Origin of the sequence: Microbacterium mangrovi, from assembly GCF_000802305.1 — a bacterium.
GTDB classification, from domain to species: domain Bacteria; phylum Actinomycetota; class Actinomycetes; order Actinomycetales; family Microbacteriaceae; genus Microbacterium; species Microbacterium mangrovi.
In genome coordinates this window covers 54232-74369 of record NZ_JTDK01000015.1, presented here as the reverse complement: position 1 = coordinate 74369, position 20138 = coordinate 54232, and the positions used below count along the sequence as shown (strand labels likewise).

General features: G+C 70.3%; 19 protein-coding genes. 7 read left to right on the top strand and 12 right to left on the bottom strand.

Going from position 1 to position 20138, the window contains the following annotated elements; translation table 11 throughout:
• Nucleotides 1-47: 47 nt before the first annotated feature.
• Genes LK09_RS15490 through LK09_RS15475 form a run of 4 tightly spaced genes read left to right on the top strand, consistent with a single transcriptional unit; the run spans nt 48 to nt 5546 of the window.
• A complete protein-coding gene (locus tag LK09_RS15490; RefSeq protein ID WP_039401426.1) occupies nt 48-1346 on the top strand; it encodes an ABC transporter substrate-binding protein in 1299 nt (432 codons plus the stop codon).
• An 8-nt stretch (nt 1347-1354) separates the two neighbouring features.
• Nucleotides 1355-2374: a carbohydrate ABC transporter permease gene (locus tag LK09_RS15485; protein ID WP_039401423.1), complete on the top strand. Its 1020-nt coding sequence runs from the start codon at nt 1355-1357 to the stop codon at nt 2372-2374.
• Entirely contained in the window at nt 2371-3243 is an 873-nt protein-coding gene (locus LK09_RS15480; RefSeq protein ID WP_039401421.1) for a carbohydrate ABC transporter permease, read from the top strand. Before LK09_RS15485 ends, LK09_RS15480 begins: the two co-directional genes overlap by 4 nt.
• A gap of 2 nt (nt 3244-3245) precedes the next feature.
• Nucleotides 3246-5546 (top strand): beta-xylosidase/alpha-l-arabinosidase, encoded by a 2301-nt coding sequence (locus tag LK09_RS15475; protein WP_039401622.1) that lies wholly within the window; start codon nt 3246-3248, stop codon nt 5544-5546.
• 182 nt (nt 5547-5728) lie between these two features.
• Here LK09_RS15475 and LK09_RS15470 read toward each other — a convergent pair whose 3' ends face one another.
• The 3 genes from LK09_RS15470 to LK09_RS15460 form a co-directional block, all read right to left on the bottom strand.
• Complete coding sequence (locus LK09_RS15470) at nt 5729-6103, bottom strand: SpoIIAA family protein (RefSeq protein WP_039401619.1); 375 nt, start codon at nt 6101-6103, stop codon at nt 5729-5731.
• A 43-nt stretch (nt 6104-6146) separates the two neighbouring features.
• Nucleotides 6147-6758, bottom strand: a complete 612-nt coding sequence (locus LK09_RS15465) for a TetR/AcrR family transcriptional regulator (protein WP_039401418.1) — start codon at nt 6756-6758, stop codon at nt 6147-6149.
• 66 nt (nt 6759-6824) lie between these two features.
• Nucleotides 6825-7184: an SPW repeat domain-containing protein gene (locus LK09_RS15460; RefSeq protein WP_039401416.1), complete on the bottom strand. Its 360-nt coding sequence runs from the start codon at nt 7182-7184 to the stop codon at nt 6825-6827.
• A gap of 225 nt (nt 7185-7409) precedes the next feature.
• Here LK09_RS15460 and LK09_RS15455 point away from each other — a divergent pair, with 225 nt between their 5' ends.
• Nucleotides 7410-9068, top strand: a complete 1659-nt coding sequence (locus tag LK09_RS15455; protein WP_039401414.1) for an MFS transporter — start codon at nt 7410-7412, stop codon at nt 9066-9068.
• A 191-nt stretch (nt 9069-9259) separates the two neighbouring features.
• Here the strand turns inward: LK09_RS15455 and LK09_RS15450 are convergent, their stop codons facing one another.
• From LK09_RS15450 to LK09_RS15430, 5 genes are read right to left on the bottom strand one after another with little or no spacing between them, the layout of a single operon-like run.
• Nucleotides 9260-10177, bottom strand: a complete 918-nt coding sequence (locus LK09_RS15450; protein WP_039401411.1) for a shikimate dehydrogenase family protein — start codon at nt 10175-10177, stop codon at nt 9260-9262.
• Complete coding sequence (locus LK09_RS15445; protein ID WP_052226867.1) at nt 10174-11013, bottom strand: MBL fold metallo-hydrolase; 840 nt, start codon at nt 11011-11013, stop codon at nt 10174-10176. Before LK09_RS15445 ends, LK09_RS15450 begins: the two co-directional genes overlap by 4 nt.
• 25 nt (nt 11014-11038) lie before the next feature.
• Nucleotides 11039-11566, bottom strand: a complete 528-nt coding sequence (locus tag LK09_RS20890; protein WP_052226866.1) for a phosphatase domain-containing protein — start codon at nt 11564-11566, stop codon at nt 11039-11041.
• Entirely contained in the window at nt 11563-12537 is a 975-nt protein-coding gene (locus LK09_RS15435) for a transketolase family protein (protein ID WP_039401408.1), read from the bottom strand. The genes LK09_RS20890 and LK09_RS15435 overlap by 4 nt, the downstream gene beginning before the upstream one ends.
• On the bottom strand, nt 12534-13391 hold the full coding sequence (locus tag LK09_RS15430) for a transketolase (RefSeq protein ID WP_039401406.1): 858 nt from the start codon (nt 13389-13391) through the stop codon (nt 12534-12536). The genes LK09_RS15435 and LK09_RS15430 overlap by 4 nt, the downstream gene beginning before the upstream one ends.
• A 99-nt stretch (nt 13392-13490) precedes the next feature.
• Between LK09_RS15430 and LK09_RS15425 the strand changes: the two genes are divergently transcribed.
• On the top strand, nt 13491-14192 hold the full coding sequence (locus tag LK09_RS15425) for an SDR family NAD(P)-dependent oxidoreductase (RefSeq protein ID WP_039401404.1): 702 nt from the start codon (nt 13491-13493) through the stop codon (nt 14190-14192).
• Between the two features lie 48 nt (nt 14193-14240).
• Here the strand turns inward: LK09_RS15425 and LK09_RS15420 are convergent, their stop codons facing one another.
• A complete protein-coding gene (locus LK09_RS15420; RefSeq protein WP_039401402.1) occupies nt 14241-15332 on the bottom strand; it encodes a zinc-binding dehydrogenase in 1092 nt (363 codons plus the stop codon).
• A gap of 100 nt (nt 15333-15432) precedes the next feature.
• On the opposite strand from LK09_RS15420, the gene glpK reads away from it, so the two are divergent.
• Nucleotides 15433-16932: a glycerol kinase GlpK gene (gene glpK / locus LK09_RS15415; RefSeq protein WP_039401612.1), complete on the top strand. Its 1500-nt coding sequence runs from the start codon at nt 15433-15435 to the stop codon at nt 16930-16932.
• Nucleotides 16933-17019: 87 nt separating this feature from the next.
• Here glpK and LK09_RS15410 read toward each other — a convergent pair whose 3' ends face one another.
• From LK09_RS15410 to LK09_RS15400, 3 genes are all read right to left on the bottom strand, one after another.
• Nucleotides 17020-17916 carry a MurR/RpiR family transcriptional regulator gene (locus LK09_RS15410; protein WP_039401400.1) on the bottom strand — a complete coding sequence of 299 codons (897 nt, stop codon included), beginning with the start codon at nt 17914-17916 and terminating at the stop codon, nt 17020-17022.
• Between the two features lie 79 nt (nt 17917-17995).
• Nucleotides 17996-19039 carry a zinc-dependent dehydrogenase gene (locus LK09_RS15405; protein ID WP_039401398.1) on the bottom strand — a complete coding sequence of 348 codons (1044 nt, stop codon included), beginning with the start codon at nt 19037-19039 and terminating at the stop codon, nt 17996-17998.
• Nucleotides 19036-20136 (bottom strand): galactitol-1-phosphate 5-dehydrogenase, encoded by a 1101-nt coding sequence (locus LK09_RS15400; RefSeq protein ID WP_039401396.1) that lies wholly within the window; start codon nt 20134-20136, stop codon nt 19036-19038. The genes LK09_RS15405 and LK09_RS15400 overlap by 4 nt, the downstream gene beginning before the upstream one ends.
• Nucleotides 20137-20138 lie beyond the last annotated feature (2 nt).

Genomic DNA, 20138 nt, shown 5'->3' with positions numbered 1-20138 from the left:
GGCGTCTCCGCGACGGAGCCGCCTCTCGATGAAGAGAACAGGAAGACATGAAAGCCAACAAGATCCTGTTGGGGTCGGCGATCGTGGCGCTCAGTGCACTGGCACTCAGCGGCTGCGCCGGCGGCGACGGAAGCTCCAGCGGTTCGGGTGACGGCAAGGTCACGATGACCCTGTGGCAGAACTCCACCACCGGTCCCGGCCAGCAGTACTGGAAGGACGCCATCGCGGCGTTCGAGAAGGCCAACCCGAACGTCACCATCACCATGCAGTCGATCCAGAACGAGGACCTCGACGGCAAGCTCCAGACCTCGCTCAACGCGGGCGACCCGCCGGACATCTTCCTGCAGCGCGGCGGCGGCAAGATGGCCGACATGGTCAAGGCCGGCCAGCTGATGGACATCACCGGCAAGGTCGCCGGCGAAGCCAAGGCCAACATCTCGGCCGGCTCCCTCAAGGCGGAGACCTACCAGGACAAGGTCTGGGCGATGCCCCTCGCCGTCCAGCCCGGCGGCATCTTCTACAGCAAGGACGTCTACCAGAAGGCCGGCGTCACCGCCGCCCCGACCACGGTCGGCGAGCTCGAGGCCGCGAACGCCAAGCTCAAGGCGAGCGGCGTCGCACCCATCGCCCTCGGCGCCAAGGACGCGTGGCCCGCCGCGCACTGGTTCTACTGGTTCGCGCTGCGCGAGTGCGCTCCGGCGACGATGGAGAAGACCGGCGACTCGCACAAGTTCGACGACCCGTGCTGGACGGCCGCGGCGAACGACCTGCAGAAGTTCGCGGCGACGAAGCCGTTCAACGACGGATTCCTGACCACCTCCGCCCAGCAGGGCGCGGGCAGCTCGGCCGGCCTCGTCGCCAACCACAAGGCCGGCGGCGAGCTGATGGGCGCGTGGGACCCGGGCGTGATCGCCTCCCTCACCCCGAACCAGAAGCCCCTGGCCGACCTCGCCTGGTACCCCTTCCCCGAGCTCGACTCGACCGGTCAGGGTCAGCCCGGTTCGATGATGGGCGGTGTCGACGGCTACTCCTGCTCGGCGAAGGCCCCCAAGCAGTGCGTCGACTTCCTGAACTTCATCGGCTCCGACGCGCAGCAGACCGCCTACGCCAAGGCGTTCACCACCATCCCGGTCAACTCCGCAGCGCAGAAGACCCTCACCGAGCCCTACCTGAAGGACATCCTCGCCGCCTACTCCAAGGCGCCGTACGTCTCGCAGTGGCTGGACACCGTGCTCGGCCAGAACGTCGGCAACGCGCTCAACGTCGCCGTCGTGAACATGCTCGCCGGCAAGAGCTCGCCGGCGCAGCTGATCGCGGCCGCGAACCAGGCCGGCGCGAAGGGCTGACCGGAACGATGCTCACCAGCGAGAACACCCTCGAGGCCGATGCCTCGGACGTGAAGCTCGCACGGCGCGACGAGGGCGGCACCACGCCGCCCTCGTCGTCGCGGCGCCGGCGCCGCGGAGGATTCGGGTGGCGCGGCCGCCTCGAGGTCCTGCTGCTCGTCGGCCCGGCCGTGGTCTTCTTTCTCGGGTTCGTCGTCTTCCCCGTCGTGATGGCCGGCTACTACGGCTTCTTCAACTGGAAGGGCTACGGGCCCGCCACCGACTTCATCGGCCTCAAGAACTACGTTACGATCCTCACCGACCCCGAGTTCCAGGCGGCGCTCGGCCACAACGCGTTCATCGTCGTCGCCTCGCTGCTGCTGCAGGGGCCGGTCGCGATCCTCCTCGCCCTGCTGCTGAACCGCCGGATGCGGGGACGCTCTGTCATCCGGGTCCTGATCTTCGTGCCCTACGTGATCTCCGAGGTGGTCGTCGGCACCGGATTCAGCCTCATGCTGCAGACCCAGGGCGCGCTCAACGACCTGCTCAAGGACCTCGGGATGCCGTGGGCGGTGCACGACTGGCTCGCAGACCCCAACCTCGCCATCTGGACCCTCATGGCGATCCTCACCTGGAAGTACGTCGGATTCGCCGTCATCCTCTTCCTCGCGGGTCTCCAGGGCATCCCGGAGGAGCTCTACGAGGCGGCCGCGCTCGACGGCGCGTCGTACTGGCAGATCCAGTGGCGCATCTCGTTCCCGCTGCTGGGCCCGACGCTGCGGATCTGGGCGTTCCTGTCGATCATCGGCGCCCTGCAGCTGTTCGACCTCGTGTACATCATCTGGGGCCAGTACGTGGCCTCCACCGCCGGCACCTCGACGATGGTGACCTACATGGTCTCGAACGGTCGCAACGCCGGCAACTTCGGGTACGGCAGCGCCGTCGCGGTCGTGCTCTTCCTGATCTCCCTCGTCGTCGCGCTGATCTACCAGCGCTTCGTGCTCCGGCGCGACACCGACGGCGCCCTCACCGAAAGGTCCGCCGCATGACCGCCCTCGGCACCGCCGCACTCGGCACCGCGCCGCACCGGCCACGCAGGTCGCGCAACTGGAGCAACCCGGTCGTCTGGTTCATCGCGCTCCTCGTGATCGCGCTGATGCTGGCCCCGGTGCTCTACATCATCATCGGCGGGTTCCGCACCAACTCGCAGATCACCGTGAACCCGGCCGGCTGGCCGGATCCCTGGCACGTGGAGAACTACCTCGCAGTCCTCGGCAGCTCGACGTTCTGGCGCGAGGTGCTCAACTCCACCATCACCGCCACGGCGACCTCCGTGGGAGCCGTCGTGCTCGGGCTGATGGCGGCGTACGTGCTGGCACGGTACCGGTTCCGCGGGCGCGCAGCCCTGTACGCGCTGTTCGCCGCGGGACTCATGTTCCCGCTCACCGTCGCGATCACACCGCTGTACATCGTGGTGCGGTCGCTGGGCCTCATGAACTCCCTCACCGGGGTCATCCTGCCCCAGATCGCCTTCGCCCTGCCGACCACTATCATCATCCTCGTGCCGTTCCTGCGCGCGATCCCCGACGAGATCCAGGAGGCCGCCTTCATCGACGGCTGCAGCCGTCTCGGCTTCTTCTGGCGGATGGTGCTGCCGCTGGCCGTGCCGGGCGTCATCACGGTCGGCATCCTCGCGTTCATCGGCAGCTGGAACGGCTACCTGCTGCCGCTGTACATCCTCAACGACCAGGCGCAGTTCACGCTGCCGCTGGGAACCCAGGCGTTCGCGTCGCAGTACTCCGTCGACACCGCGAAGGTGCTGGCGTTCACGTCGCTGTCGATGATCCCGGCCCTCGTCTTCTTCTCGGTCTTCGAGCGTCGTATCGTGGGTGGCCTCACCGGTGCGGTGAAGGGATGATCGTGGACGAAGACACCCGCACGTCGGACGCCTCGCTCGCCGAGCAGCTGCTCGAGCGGATGACGACCGACGAGAAGATCGCGCAGCTGGTCGGCTTCTGGGTCGATCAGGGCGACGAGGTCGTGGCGCCGATGGCCGGCGAGATGGCGACCTCGACCGCCTATGCGGACGCAGTGGCGCACGGCCTCGGCCACCTCACCCGCGTCTACGGCACCCGCCCCGTCGAACCGGCAGAGCGCGCGCGCTGGCTGTGGGACGAACAGCGGCGCCTGCGGGCCGAGACCCGGCTCGGCATCCCGGCGCTCGTGCACGAGGAATGCCTCACCGGTCTCGCGGCCTGGAAGGCCGCCACCTTCCCCACTCCCCTCGCCTGGGGGGCCGCGTTCGATCCGGATGCCGTCGCCGAGCTCGGCCGGGTGATCGGCGAGTCGATGCGCGAGCTCGGCATCCATCAGGGCCTCGCCCCCGTGCTCGACGTCATCCGGGACCCGCGCTGGGGCCGCGTCGACGAGTGCATCGGCGAGGACCCGTACCTCGTCGGAACCGTCGGCACCGCGTACGTGCGAGGACTGCAGGATGCCGGCATCCACGCGACGCTCAAGCACTTCGTCGGGTACTCGGCCTCGCAGGCCGGACGCAACCACGCCCCCGTCCAGGCCGGCGAACGCCTGATCGAAGACGTCTTCCTGCCCCCGTTCGAGATGGCGGTGCGCGACGGCGGCGTCCGCTCGGTGATGAACTCGTACACCGAGATCGATGGGATACCGGTCGCTGCGGACCCGCGGTATCTGACCGAAGTGCTGCGTGAGCGCTGGGGCTTCGACGGGGTCGTCGTGTCGGATTACTTCGCGGTGGCGTTCCTGCACTCCATGCACGCGGTCGCCGCGGACCTCGCGGAGGCGGCCGAGCTCGCCCTGCGCGCCGGCATCGACGTGGAGCTGCCCAGCGGCGACGCGTTCCTGGTCCTCGCCGAGCGCCTGCGGACGGGCACGGCGTCGCCGGATGCCGCCGCACTGGTCGACCGTGCCGTGCTGCGGGTGCTCCGCCAGAAGGAGGAGCTCGGGCTGCTCGCCCCCGAGGCGTTCCTGGACGAACCGCCCGCGCACGTGGACCTCGACGGCCCGCAGCATCGCGCGATCGCCCGCAAGCTCGCCGAGGAGTCGATCGTGCTCCTGGCCAACGACGGCGTCCTCCCGCTCGCAGCCGATGCGGGTCGGATCGCACTGATCGGTCCCAACGCCGACAGCGCCGAGGCCCTCATGGGCTGCTACTCGTTCGCCAACCACGTGCTGGCGCACCACCCCGACCTCCCGCTCGGGTTCCGCATCCCGACCCTGCGCGAGGAGCTGCAGTCCGAGCTCCCGGACGCGCAGATCCGGGTCGAGACGGGGTGCGCCGTCGAGGGCGCCGACGTCTCCGGCATCCCTGCCGCGGTGGATGCCGCCCGCGCCGCGGACGTGGCGATCGTCGTCGTGGGCGATCGCGCGGGCCTGTTCGGTCGCGGCACGGTCGGCGAGGGCAACGACGCGGACAGCCTGGAGCTTCCCGGGCCGCAGCGACAGCTCGTCGAGGCGGTCGCGACGACGGGGACGCCCGTCGTGCTCGTGATGCTGTCGGGACGCCCGTACGCGCTCGACTGGGCGCTGGGCGAGACCGGTGCGGCAGCGGCCGTGCTGCAGGCGTTCTTCCCGGGCGAGGAGGGGGCGGGCGCGATCGCCGGCATCCTCTCCGGCCGGGTGTCGCCGTCCGGGCACCTGCCGGTGTCGCTGCCGCGATCGGCGGGTGCGCAGCCGTATTCGTACCTGCATCCGATCCTCGGCGGACCGAGCGAGATCACCAGCGCCGACCCGACGCCGCTGCTGCCCTTCGGGCACGGCCTCGGCTACACCGGGTTCGCTCGCACGGAGCTCGATGCGCAGGAATCCGTCGTCGCCGGCGACACGTTCACGGCATCCGTCCGCGTGCGCAACACCGGCGACCGCGCCGGCACCGATCTCGTGCAGCTGTACGCGCGCGACGTCTACGCCAGCGTCACCCGGCCCGTCGCGCAGCTGCTGGCGTACCGGCGGGTGCCGCTCGAGGCCGGCGAGGAGGCCGTCGTGACCTTCCGGGTGCCGACCGCGCGACTCGCGTTCACCGGTCGCGACCGCACCCGGATCGTGGAGCCGGGCGCGGTCGAGCTGTGGGTCGGCGGTTCGTGCGCCGACCGCGAGACGGAGACTGCGATCGAGATCGTCGGCGCGGTGCACGTCGTGACCGCCGCCGACCCGCGATTCGCCGAATCGACGGTGCAGCCCGCCTGACCCGGGCCGCCGTCACGAAGACTCGGCTGCCGCTCCGGTCCGCCTCCCTCCGGCGCGGCATCCGATACCCGACCGGTGTACCGAACGCAGGATCGTCGACGTTCCCCTCGCCCCGCGCCCGCTCCATTGCGCGGTCGCGGGCTGACGCCGGGGGTGTTCGTCCTGCGTTCGGTACGGCCGGTTCAGTCCGCCGGGTTCTGGGTCGCCCAGGCGATGGCCGCGGCCTCCTGCGAGACCGGGAAGACCCGAACCTTTCCGTGGAAGAGGCCGGCGAACAGGTTGAGAGCCCCCTCGATCCAGTGCTTGTCGGTCACGACGGCGAGGCGTCCCCAGTCCGAGAGAGGGGCGGCGCCGACCTCGGCATCCTGGATCATCGCGCCGAGGCTGAACCGCTCGACGTCCTCGCCGATGATGAAGACCAGGTTGACGGCCGGTGCGCTCGCGTGCGCAGCTGCGAGTGCGGGTTCGACGACGTCGCGGTAGTCGTCGGCCGTGACGACGCCGTGGGCACGGAATCCCACGGTTCCGGAGGGCAGGTCGGAGAGCGCTTCGATCATGCGTGCAGTCTGCCAGCGGACGTGGGATGCCGCCACGGCGCGATCAGTCCGCCGGGTCCTGGAGGCCGGCGGAGATGAGGTCGGCGAGCGCCGGAAGGTCGGCCGCCTCGGCCTCCCCGACCGGCACGTCGGCGGGCGGCGCCTGCGACTCGTCGGCGCCGCCGCGGTCGCGCAGGGCCGGGGTGGTGAGGATCGCCACCCACGCCGTGGCGGCCGCGCGCAGGCGATGCGCGCCGATCGGATGGAGGAGGCTGGCGCCGAGCACCTGCTCGACGAGGCCCTGCAACTGGCGCCGGTAGTGGCGCAGCCCGGCATGGACCTCGGGGTGGGTGCGCTGCTCGCGCCACACGATGACGCGGCGCACCTCGGACTCCTCCTGCACCCGGCGGAGCACGGCCGAGACGTTCAGCAGCGTCCGGGCCGGGTCCCCCCGCGCGACGAGGGGTCTGGTGTCGATCGGGTCCAGCTCGAGCCGCTCGGTGACGAGGGCCCGCAGCAGATCCGTCTTGCTGGGGAAGTAGTAGAACAGCAGCCCTTTCGGCACGCCCGCCGACCGCGCGATCGCCGCGGTCGGGGTGGCGTCGAAGCCGCCTTCGGCGAAGAGCTTCTCGGCCGCGTCGAGGATCAGCGTCCGGCTCTCCTTGCTTCGGGTCATGTGCGCATCCTCACACACGCGACTGGGACGGCGGTCGCATCCGTCGTCCCAGTCTCAGCCGATGAATCAGTGCGGAAGGGAACGGTCGTGCCCAGCGTGCATGGCCGGCCTGATGGCCATCGCCGCGACGACCACGCAGACGATGCCGCCGATCCAGCTCAGCCAGGCCGGGCCGGTCATCGCGGTCGCGTAGGCGCCGAGCCAGGGGGCCACGATCAGCAGAACGCCGAGGGCGAGCTGCACGTACTCCATGGCGACGAGGCCGGGCATCGCGAGGTTCACGAGGCCGGAGGCGATCAGCAGGATGCCGAGGATCAGCATCCAGGGCATCGAGGCGCCGACCTGAGGCACCACGAACGTCGACAGCGCGACGATGAGTCCGACGCCGACGGCGACCCAGTCCTCCCAGCGCGTCCATTTCTTCATTCGACTCTCCCTCCTTCGAAAGGGGTGGTGGCTCCCGATGCGGGGGTCGCCCTCAGAATAGACCTGACTGACCGCCCGGTCAAGAACTGTGAAACCGGTCCCAACGGCACGATGATCCCCCTTTTGCGGCCGGTCGCGGAGGGCTATTCTCAGGTCACCCGCGGTACTGGGGCCGCGGCGGTGCCTATGGAGTCTCCATGCGCGTGAACGTTGTGTCGGCGTCCGATGACTGATACCGCGACTGACGAACGGCGCGGCCTCGCGCTCTTCCGGGAGAACGTCGCCACCGTCTGGCAGAACAGGAACGTCCGGCGGATCCAACTCGGTCTGCTCGGCGCCTCGATGTGCCAGTGGGCGTACGCGATGGCCATCATGGTCTGGGCCTACCACGAGGGCGGCGCCACCCTGGTGGGCATCTGGGTCGGCATCCGGTTCCTGCTGATGGCGATGCTCACCCCGATCGGCGGCACCATCGCCGACCGCATGTCGCGCCGCAACTACATGCTCGCCGTCAACGCCATCAGCCTCGTGCTCGTAGTGCTCGCCGCCCTGGCCATCTGGTTCCAGCTGAACATGTGGGCCGTGCTCGTGCCGGCCACCCTCATGTCGATCGTGTCGGGGACGTTCCGTTCTGCGCAGGCGGGCCTGCTCCCCCACCTCGTCGAGAACCCGAAGCAGCTGACCTCGGCCAACGCGACCGCGGAGATCATCGAGAGCACCGCCCAGTTCGCCGGACCTGCCATCGCGGGCATCCTGCTCGGCATTGTCGGGGTCGTGCCCGTCGTGCTTCTGAACGCCGTCGGCCTGGGCTGGTCGCTCATCATGGTGGCGGGGGTGCAGAAGGACTCGCCCGAGGAGCGCAAGTCGGACGACGAGGAAGAAGAGGGCCCGTTCATCAAGGAGGCCGCCGGCGGGTTCGCCGCCATCGGCAAAGACCGAGACCTCCTCGCCCTGAGCGGCCTGATGGCCGTCAACGGCATCCTCTGCGGCGTCCTCAACATCATCGTGGTGCTCATCGCGGCGCAGATGCTCGGCGATGCGAACAAGGTCGGCCTGCTCAACGCCGTGCTGGGGGCGGCCACGTTCGCCGGTGGGTTCATCATCCTGGGCATCGCCGGACGGGTTAAGCTCGGTCGGCTGATGATCTTCGGGGTACTGGGATGGTGTCTCCCGCTCATCCTGGTCGGGATCGCGCCGTTTCCCCTCGTGGCGGTTGCAGCCCTCATCGTCATCGGCCTGTGCGATCCGATGATCAATGTCGGATACGGCACCATTCCGCCGCGCCTGGTCGCCGATCGCATCCTCTCGCGCGTGTTCGCGGCGATCGAGTCGACGTTCATCGCGGCAGCGGCGCTCGGCGCATTCGTGACGCCGGTCCTCGTCAACTGGCTCGGGCTCGGAACCGCCATCATCGCGATGGGGATCGTCGGCACCGCAGTCTGCGTGGTGTGCGCCCTCCGGATCCCGCACCTGGACAAACGCCTCACCCCGCCGCGCGGGCTGTCGCTGCTCGAGAAGGTCGATCTGTTCCGCCCGCTCGCCCCGGCCATGCTCGACCGCATCGCGCACAAGCTCGAGCCCGCGACGGCGCCGGCGGGCGAGATCATCGTCGCCGAGGGTGGCATCTCGGACCGCTTCTACGTCATCGAGTCCGGCGAGGTCGAGGTCACCCAGGACGACCGGCACCTGCGCACCGAGAGTGCGGGCGACGTGTTCGGCGAGATCGGGCTGCTGCGGGACGTCCCCCGCACCGCGACCGTGCGCGCCGAGACCGACACGGTGCTGCTCACCCTCAGCCGTGACGACTTCTTGGAGCTCGTCTCGAGCGACGACGCCGTGCGCGGCAACGCGCAGGAGCTCGCCACCCGGCGTCTCGTGGGGTGACGCCGGGTGGCCGCCCGTTCTCGGGACGCGCCGAACACCCCCTGTCCGTGACACATCCACGGGCATACAGTGTGCGCAAGGGCCCTTTCCCAAGGCCTCGGGCGTTCCCAGCGCCCATCCCCCAAAGCGAGCCCCCGCTCGTCCCCCTTCAGCACGGGTGCGAACGGGGGCTCGTCGCGTGCGTCCGTCGTTCAGGCCGTGCGCGCCAGCTCGGAGAGACGGTCGAAGAGCGCGCCGGACGCCGGGATATCGATGCCGTAGACCACGGCGACGACCTTCGTCCACGAGTAGACGAAGTAGTCCCAGCCGTCGACGATGCGCAGGTCGGGGCGTGCCCTCTCCCGCGCATCCGCCAGGAAGTGGAGCTCGCCGCGGTAGTTCATGTCCCACAGCACGGACTCCCGGGGATAGGGGGCCCGGGCCGACACCGGCGACCCGGGGCGGTCCTTGCCCATCCCCGTCGCATTCACGATCACCGCGCCCGGAGTCGCTGCGGCGACGACCCGGTCGGCGGCGACGGGCGATTCCGCCACGAGGTACTCGACGGGCGCGGCGAATCCGATGCGCTCGTGCAGTTCGCGCATCTCATCGAGTCGCGCCTCGGACCGCGCCGTCACGGCCACCCGGGCCGGAATGGCCCGGCCCGCCTGCGCCGCGCGATGGAGTCCGAGGGTCAGGGCGATGCTCGCGCCGCCGGCACCCAGCACGACCAGCTCCCGCTCGTCGTCCCAGTAGTCCGCGCCGACCGCGGCATCCAGCCCGAGCAGGCTCGTGCGGTCGTCCAGTGCCGCTCCGAGCAGGCGTTCGCCGTCCTTGTGGAGGCAGCTCGTCTCCTTCAGCAGCGTGGCGGCGTCGTCGAGACCGTCGAACAGGTCGCGCGCCGCGGCGAGCACGTTCAGCTTGTGCGTCGTGATGAGACCCCCGACCGCCAGCGGATCCGCCTTGATCCGCGCGACGGCGGCCCGGTAGTCGGCAGGCGGAGCGCCGACCGGGAAGTCCAGTCCGACCAGCTCCGAGTCGATGCCCAGCTCGGACATCCACCGTGGGAAGATCCGCCGGATCGCCGAGGAGCCGGTGGTCACGCCGAAGAACGAGAACGTCGTGGTCATCCGATCAGCTCCTGCGCGGTGAACGGATCGCCCAGCGCCGGAACATGCCCGCGGGTGCCGGCGGTATCGGCCAGCCGGGCGCGCAACTCGTCCGGGTCGGCCGTGTTGAACGCGAACATGCCCCAGTGATGGCAGACGAGCGCCGGGATGCCGGCGGCGCGCACCAGCTCGAGGCCCTCGTCGAGGGTGAGATTCCCGGGAACGCCGTTGGCCTTGCGGTGCGCATCGCGGCCGTTCACCGGCAGCAGAGCGAGGTCGACCCCGAGCGCCGCGACGATCTCGTGCTGCCCCGGGTACGGTGCGCAGTCGCCGGAGTGATAGATGCGCATCCCGCCGATCTCGATCACATACCCGAGGAAGAGGTTCTGCCCGTGGGCGTCCACGGTCAGTTCCTCGTGCGCAGCGGGCACGGCGGTGACGCGGAAGCCCGGGGCCTCGAAGGTCTCGCCGGCGTCGATCCCGACGAGACGGGCGGCGGGGATGCCCCGGCTCATCCCCTTGACGGCCTCGGCGCGCGGAATGACGAACAGCGGATCCGACCCGGTCTGCAGGTACGGGATGGCGCCGAGATCCATGTGGTCGGTGTGTCCGTGCGTGCACAGGACGGCATCCAGGCCCACCACGTCAGAGGGGTTCACCGGGGGTGGCTGCAGGCGGGTGTGCGGGAAGATGCGCCCGCGGTACTTGTCGGCCAGGACATCGCTCAGGTAGGGGTCGATGAACAGCAGGGTCTCGCGGTGGCGCACGGCGAAACCCGCCTGCCCCAGCCACCACAGCACGACCTGGCCGTCGGTTCCCGGCGGATGCGGAAAGCGCGGATCGATCGAATCGGTCACGGTGTCGTCTCCTTCGGGCGGCGCGTCAGACGCCGCCGTCGTATCTCTGCGAGTTGTCGTAGTAGCCGCTCGGGATGTACAGGGCCGGGATGCCGGCGTCCTCGTACATCGCGACGATCTTGCGGTTGTCGTCCGCCGCGAGGCGAGGGTCGAAGCCGAGCGCCCGCAGCCGGGCGATCTCTTCTCGTTTGTAGTCCACGGCGTGCCGCGCGTCGTCGTCCTCCTCCGGCGGGCGGCAGATCAGCATGTCCCAGCGGATGCCGTGCACGTCGAGCCAGTCGCGGGTCGCGTCCGCGACGTCGTCGATGCGACCGGTCAGGATCAGCACCGGAAGCTCGGCCGCGACGGATGCCGCGAGCGCACGGCCCGCCGCGATCACCCCGTCGGCGGAGACACCGGCGTAGAAGCCCGTCCAGTCCGGCTCGTCCTGGTGCAGGAAGCGCTGGCGGTGGGCGGCGTCCGCGATGACGCCGTCGAGATCGAGCAGCACCACCGGACCCGGCTGGGGAGCGCGGTGTCGCGGGTGCCAGTTGCCGGGGAGCGCCGCGCTCATGCCAGAGCCTCCCGGGCGATCCGTTCGATGCCCGCGGCGTCGAGACCGTAATGCCGGTAGAGGTGCGTCGGCGGTGCGATGAGGCTGTATTCGTCGCGGATGCCGTGGCGCACCAGGCGCGCGCCGGTCGGCTCCTCGGCCATCACTTCGGCCACGGCGGAGCCCAGCCCCCCGAGCACGTTGTGCTCTTCGACGGTCAGCACGACGCGCGAGCGGGATGCCGCACGGACCGCCTCGATGTCGAGCGGCTTGATCGTCGCCATGTCGATCACCCCGACCGAGAGGCCGTCGGCGCGCAGCGCCTCGGCCGCGGCCAGCGCCGGGTGCACCTGCGTGCCGCAGGCGATGATCGTGAGGTCGCCGCCCTCGGCGTGCGTGATGGCGCGGCCGAACTCGAACACGGTGTCGTCGTCGTAGACCTGCGGGTCACGGCCGCGGCTGATGCGGAAGTAGATCGGCTCGGGCCAGTCGGCGCTGGCGCGGATCGCCGCGCGCAGCTGCGGGCCGTCGGCGGGTGACACGACCGTCAGGCCGGCGAGCGCGCGCATCGTGGAGATGTCCTCGGTGGCGTGGTGGCTGGTGCCGTAGAAGCCGAGAGCGATGCCGGTGTGGTGGCCGATGAGCCGCACCGGGAGCTTCGTGTAGGCGACGTCCATGCGGATCTGCTCGCAGCACAGCAGCGCGAGGAACGACGCGAAGGTCGCCACGAACGGCATGGTCCCGGCCGTCGCCAGGCCCGCGGCGGCCGAGACCATGTTCTGCTCGGAGATCCCGAACTGGACGAACCGGTCGGGGTGGCGCTGTGCGAACGACACCAGGCCGTTGGAGTACTGCAGGTCCGCCGTGCCGGCGACGACGGGATGCCCGGCCTCCACGAGGTCCGTCAACCCGTCGGAGAGGTGATCGAGGCCGGGGTTCAGCTCGTTGAGCGCCCGGTACTGCCAGGATGCCGGATTCTGCGTGCCGCTCATGCCGATGCTCCCCTGATCTCGGCGATCGCTCGCCGTCCGTCGTCCGGCGCCAGGTACCCGAGGTGCCATCCCGGCTCCGCCTCCATGTACGACACGCCCTTGCCCTTGCTCGTGTGCGCGATGATGCAGACCGGCGCGGCATCCGCGGGCCGGTCGCGCAGCCCGATCAGCAGGTCGGCGACGGCGACGGCGTCATGGCCGTCGACGTCATGCGTCTCCCAGCCGAAGGCCCGCCACTTGTCGGCGAGCGGTTCGATGCCGATGACGTCGTCGACGGCGCCGTCCAGCTGGTAGCCGTTGCGGTCCACGATCGCGACGAGACGGCCGGCCCGGTGGTGCGCCGCGGACATCGCCGCCTCCCAGACCTGGCCCTCCTGCATCTCGCCGTCGCCGAGCATCACGTACGCGAAGAAGTCGCGATGGTGGAACCGGCCACCGAGGACCATCCCGAGCCCGTTCGAGAGCGCGTGTCCGATGGAGCCGGAGCTGAAGTCGATGCCCGGGACCTTGGTCATGTCGGGGTGGTCGCCCAGCGGGCTCCCGAGGCGGGTGTAGCCGTCGAGAAGTTCGGTCGGAAAGTAGCCCAGATCGGCGAGGATCGGGAACAGGCCCACGGCCGCATGCCCCTTGCCCATGAGGAAGCGGTCGCGCTCCTGCCACTGCGGCCGCGCGGGGTCGAGGCGCATCACCGCGTAGTAGAGGGCGGCGAAGATCTCGGCGCAGGAGAAGACGCTGCTGTAGTGGCCGGTTCCGGCGATCTCGATGAGCCGGATCGTCTCGGTGCGCACGAACGTGGCGCGATCGGCGAGGAGGGCGGCATCCGTGGGAGGAGGCGGTGACGGCTTCGTCTGCATGCCCTCATCGTGATTGAAATTTTATCCATTGTCAAACTAGACTTCGAAGAAATTTCTACTATCGCGGTCGACGGACGATCGCATCAGGAGGTGGGCAGGATGCCCCAGGAGCGCAAGCTGGCTGTGATCACCGGCGGCGGAACGGGAATCGGCAAGGCGATCGGCGGGCTGATCGCGGCAGACGGATGGGACGTGCTCGCGGTCGGGCTGGCATCCGACCAGCAGCTCCCGGAGGGCATGCGGTTCGCGCACGCCGACATCACCGATGCGGCGGCGCTGGCGGACGCCACGGCGGGCAACCGTCCGGTGGACGCGCTGGTGACCTGCGCCGCCGTGCTGCGCGACCGCGCGGAGTGGGATCCCGCGACGTTCCGCACCGTCCTCGACGTCAACGTCACGGCGGCCCTCACCGCGGCCGAGCACCTGCGGCCTCGACTGGCGGCCCGCGGCGGTGCGATCGTCAACTTCGCGTCGATGTGGAGCTATTTCGGCACGGCCAACGCCCCGGGCTACGCCGCCTCCAAGGGTGCGATCGTCGCCCTCACTCGCTCGCAGGCCGTCGGCTACGCGGCGGACGGCATCCGGGCGAACGCGGTGGCGCCGGGATGGATCGAGACCCCGATGTCGACCCGCGCACAGCAGGACGACGCGCGCCGCGCCGCGATCGACGCGCGCATCCCGCTCGGCCGATGGGGGCGCGCCGACGACGTCGCCCGGGCGGTGCGGTTCCTCGTCTCCGACGACGCGGCCTACATCACCGGAACCGTGCTGAACGTCGACGGAGGCTACGCGATCGCGTGACCAGGACCACGCGCCGCCGCCGGGTCGGACCCGGCGGCGTCGCTTCGGTCAGAAGACCACGAGCGTGCGCGCCCCCGCGCCGGCGGTCAGCGCCTCGATTCCGCGGTTGATGTCCTCGAGTGGCATCCGCTCCCCGACGAGCGCCTCGAGCTCCAGCGATCCGCGCAGGTACTCCTCGACCAGCCGGGGGATGTCGCCCTGGGGCTCGAGCGACCCGGCCCGCACGCCGTGCACGCCCTTGCCCGAGTGCAGGTGGGATGCCGGGAAGTCGATGCGCGCGGCATCCCCGAACACGCCGACCGCCCACACCGAACCGCCGCGCACCGCGGCATCCAGGGCCGTCTCGACGAGGCCAGGGACGCCCACGGCCTCGAAGACGTGATCCGCGCCCCCGTCGCTGAGTTCCCGGACGCGCGCCGCGACATCCTGCTCCGCGGAGGCGTCGACGACGTGCGTGGCGCCGAAGCGTTCGCGCGCGAGTGCGAGCCGGTGCGGGCTGCGGTCGACCGCGACGATGATGCCGGCTCCCGCCAGGGCCGCCCCCTGGCAGACGTTGAGGCCGACGCCTCCGGCGCCGATGACCGCGACGGCGTCGCCGGGAGCGACGCGCGCGACCTTGCGCGCGGACCCGACTCCGGTGGCGACGGCACACCCGAGCATGGCGGCCAGGTCGAGGGGCATGCGCTCGTCGATCACGGTGACGGCATTTCGGTGCAGCACCATCTCCTCCGCGAAGCCGGCGATGTTCGTCCACTGGTGCACCTCGCGCCCGGCGATGCTGAGCCGCGGCTCCTCCCCCGGCGCACGCATGGTCGCCTCGCGGTCCTGGCACATCGCGGGCTGCCCGGCGCGGCACATGCGGCACCGCCCGCAGAACACGACGAAGCACGCGACGACGTGGTCGCCGGGACGGACGTCGGCGACGGCGGACCCGACCTGGGTCACGACGCCCGATGCCTCGTGCCCGAGGACGACGGGCATCGGCCGGACCACCCGGCCGTCGATGACGTGCAGGTCGGAGTGGCACAGGCCGACGGCCGCGGTGCGGACGCGCACCTCGTCGGGCCGGAGCTCGTCCGGCGTGTCGACGTCTTCGAGCCGGAGCCGCCCGTGGGGCTCATACAGTACTGCTGCGCGCATCTTCCCTCGCCATGGTCGGGGTGGATCAATAATCATTTCTAGATTAGTCTGTCCGGTAGAATTTATTTCTATCCCTCACGAGGAAGTGAACGAATCGAAGATGAGCACGACGCACGTCATGGCCCTGGACGCCGGAACCGGAAGCGTTCGCGCGATCCTGTTCGCCCGCGACGGGTCGATCACCCACATCGCCCAGGACGAGTTCGCCCAGCACTACCCCGAGCCGGGCTGGGTCGAACACGATGCCGAGGTCATCTGGGAGACCCAGCTGGCGGTCGCGCACCGCGTGCTGCGAGAGTCCGGAGTCGCCGCGACGGACGTCGCCGCGATCGGCATCACCAACCAGCGCGAGACCGCCGTGGTGTGGGACCGGGAGACCGGCATCCCCGTGCACAACGCGATCGTCTGGCAGGACCGCCGCACGGCCGCCGCGTGCGACGCCCTGCGCGACGCCGGCCACGCGGACCTGATCCGCGCGGCGACCGGCCTGCCCATCGACACGTACTTCTCCGGCACGAAGATCGCGTGGATCCTCGACCACGTCGCCGGCGCCCGCGAGCGCGCCGAGCGCGGCGAGCTGCTGGCCGGGACGATCGACTCGTGGCTGATCTGGAAGCTCACCGACGGTGCTCGGCACGTCACCGACTACTCCAACGCCTCGCGGTCGATGTGCTTCAACATCCACGAGCTGGACTGGGACGACCGCATCCTCGAACTGCTCCGGGTCCCCCGCGCGATGCTCCCCGAAGTGCGGCCATCCAGCGAGGTCTACGGCCGCACCGGCGCGGCGGCCGGATTCGGCGCCGCGCTGCCGGTCGCCTCCGCGTCCGGCGACCAGCAGTCCGCCCTCTTCGGCCAGGCGTGCTTCACCCCGGGGTCGGTGAAGGCGACCTACGGCACCGGCGGGTCGGTCATGATGAACACCGGCACCACGCCCGTGCTGTCGGATGCCGGACTCATCACCACCGTCGCGTGGGGCCTGGACGGACGCGTCGAGTACGCCCTCGAAGGGGTCTTCTTCGCCGTCGGCGTGCCGATGAAGTGGCTGCGCGACGAGATGCGGATCATCGACGACCTCTCCACCTCGGCCGACCTCGCCCGCTCCGTGCCGGACACCGCCGGCGTCTACTTCGTTCCCGCCTTCACCGGCCTCGCCTCCCCGTACTGGGACCAGTACGCCCGCGCTGCGCTCATGGGCCTCACCCCAGGCGCCAGCCGGGCTCACATCGTCCGCGCGGCCCTGGAGTCGATGAGCTACTCGTACCGCGACGTGATCGACGCGATGACCTCCGAGTCCGGCAACCCGCTGCCGGAGCTGCGCGTCGACGGCGGCGCCGCGATCAACGACTTCCACCTGCAGTTCCAGGCCGACCAGCTCGGCGTGCCCGTCCAGCGCCCGATCGTGACCGAATCCACCGCGCGCGGTGCTGCGTTCCTCGCCGGCCTCGCGACCGGGTTCTGGACCTCGCAGGACGAGCTGCGCGGATGCATCGAGATCGAGCGCACGTTCACGCCGCAGATGGATGCCGCGACCCGCGACCACCTCTACGCCGGGTGGCGCAAGGCCATCACGCGGTCGCTCGACTGGGCCGAGCACTGACCCGGGAGCACCGGACACGACGAGGGCGGGCCTGCTGCATGCAGGCCCGCCCTCGTTTCGTCGGCGTCGCACGTTCAGTGGATGCTGTCAGCCGCCCGTCCGCGTCGGCCGGATCGCCGACTGGTAGCTCTCCCGCAGGAACGGCTCGGTCTCGTCGAAGTAGCGCGTCGCATAGTTGGCGTAGAGCACGTCGATGACCAGCAGCTGCCCCCACTTGGCGGTCACCGACTCGCCGTACACGTCGGAGCTGGCCGCGGCGCCGGCGGTGAGCAGCACGGTGTCCGCGAGCTCGGCCAGACGCGAGTCGACGGTCGCGGTCAGGGCCACCACGTGCGCGCCGTGGAACCGCGCGATCTCGACCGTGGCCAGCACCGGGGTCGAGTCCCCGGAGTGGCTGACCGCGACGAGGACGTCGGTCTCTTTGAGGGTCGCGGCTCCCATGGACTGGGCGGCCTGGTCGCGGAAGAACGCGCAGCTCTTTCCGGCACGCGTGAAGCGAAGCACGGCGCTCTCCGCGATGGTCGCCGACGAACCCATCGCGGCGAAGTACAGCGAGGATGCTCCGTGGATGCGGTCGACCACGGCGCTGAGGGTCAGCGGGTCGATGCGCTCCGCGGTGCGGGTCAGCGCCTCGATGCTGCCGTGCAGCACCTTCTCGACCACCGCGGGCTGCGGGTCGTCCTTGAGGATGCCCTCGTACACCCACCCGGAGGATCCGGCCGTCGAGACCGGACGCGAGTAGATCGCCTGGGCGATTCCGAGCCGCAGCTGGTTGTAGCCGTCGAGGTCGAGATCACGCAGGAACCGCGAGACCGTGGAATCGGCGACTCCGGCGCGGTTCGCGAGTTCGGTGATCGACATCGCCTGCGCAGCCTCGGGATCAGCGAGGATCACCTCGGCGACGCCGCGCAGGGCGGGGCTCATCGAGCTTGCGCGCCGAGAGATCTGATGCAGCAGATTCGTCCCGGTGGTCTCGTCTGTCACGGGTCGATTGTATGCCGGGGAGGGCCGCGCCCCCGGCAATGCGGTGCGCGCGGCCCTCCCCCTGTTCGGCATCGCCATGTCAGTCGAAGAGGATGACCGACTTCATGCCGGTCCCCGAGGCGGACTGCGCCATCGCCGCACGGATGTCCTCCAGCGGGAACCGATCGGTGATGACCGGAGACAGGTCGACGTTCGGCGACGCTGCCATCGCGAGGACGTCGGCGTAGTCGCGCACGCTCGAGCCGGTGGTCCCGGTGACGGTCTGCTCCAGGTAGTGCAGCGAGTTGACGTCGATGGCGGGCCGCGCCTGGTCGCCGAGCCCGGAGAACACGTTGATGCGGCCGAGGCGGCCGATGAGATCGCTCGCGCCGGCGATCACGTCGGGCTTCGACACGCACGTGATGACGACGTCCGCGCCCTCGCCGTCGGTGATGCGCAGGACCTCCTCGTGGAGGTCCTGCTCGGAGATGTTGATCGTGATGTCGGCACCCATCCGGCGCGCGATCTCCAGGCGTGGCTGGCGGGTGTTCGAGACGATCACGGTCTGCACGCCCTGCTGCTTCGCCAGGAGGGCATGGAAGCACCCGATCGGGCCGGCCCCGACGATGACCACGACGTCGTCCGGCTGCAGGTCGACCTTGCGCTGGCCGTGCAGGCAGCACGACATCGGCTCCAGGATCGCCGCCTCCTCGAACGACAGCACATCCGGCACGTGCATGAGGTTGCCGCGCGCGATCGCCGCCGCAGGCACCCGCATGTACTCCTCGAAGCCGCCGTCCATCGTGATGCCGAAGGCCTCGTAGTCGGGGCACAGATTATTCAGCCCGCGCCGGCACATGCGGCACCGGCCGCATCCCACGTTGGGCACGACCGAGACGCGGTCGCCGACGGCGAAGCCGCGCACCTCGCTGCCGGCCTCCGCGATCTCGCCGGCGACCTCGTGGCCGAGAACGCGATGCTGCCCCGCGGGAAGCCGGAAGTGGCCGTGCTTCATGATGCGCAGATCGGTCCCGCAGATGCTCGCGGCACGGACGCGCACCAGTACCTCGTCGCTGCCGATCACGGGCACCGGGATGTCGTCGATCTCGATGACCCCGGGCTCGCGGAACACCGCCGCCCTCATGCCGGCACCTCCGCCGAGAACGATTCGGCGAGGATGCGTGCACCCTCCGCGAGGGCCGCTTCGGACACCGCGAACATCGACTTGTTCGACCACTGCGCCCGATCGGCGAGATCGGTGAACGCCTGCTGCGCGTCGTCGATGTCGATGACGTGACTGATGAGGTCGGCGCCCGCCACGTCGCGCCCGAGATGCGCGATGACCATGTCCCAGTCGCTGTGATCGCGCGGGGCGATCTTCGCGTTCCAGGTGCCGTGCAGCACGAGCTCGCGACGGAGGATGCGCGACACCGTCTCCTTCGCGAGAACGGCGTCGTCGCGCAGGTCGCCGAGGAGGATGACGTGGCCGGAGTGCGCGGCGGCGTTGATCGCCTGCACGAAGGTGAGGGCGAGTCCGCTCGCCTCGACGGCGATGTCGACCCCGCGACCGCCGGTGCGTTCGAGCACCTGCTCGTCGGAGGGTCCCGCCGCCGCATCGATCGTCTCGAACCCGAGGCGCTCCGCGAGGCGGCGCTTGCGATCGTCGACATCGGCCACGATCACCCGGGTGACTCCGAGCACCCGCAGCCACTGGGCGGCGAGCATCCCGATGGGGCCGGCTCCGATGACGAGCGCCGACGCGTTGGCCGGAACGGGGGCCTTGCGCACGGCGTGCAGCGCCACTCCGGCGGGTTCCACCATCGCGCCCTCGAGCAGGCCCATGTCGTCGCGCAACGGGAACAGGTTGCGCTCCGGCACCCGGAGGTACTCCTCCAGGCCGCCGTCGCGGCGGGAGCCGAAGTAGTCGTATCCGGTGCCGAGCGTGAACTCGCCGATCTCGGTCATGGGGTCGTCGGGGTTCGGGATGCACGGGAAGATCGCCACCCGGGTGCCCGCCTTCAGCCGCCCGGACGGCGAGTCCTCGGCGAGGGTGCCGGACATCTCGTGCCCGAGCACGAGGGGGAACCCGTAGCCCTTGCCGACGCTGAAGCGCAGCACGTCCGATCCGCACACCCCGACGGCGTCAATGCGCACGAGGGTGGCGGCGACGCCCACCGGCTCGGGGAGCGGGACGTCTTCGATCCGGATGTCCCGGATGCCGTGGAGGACCGCCGCTTTCACGG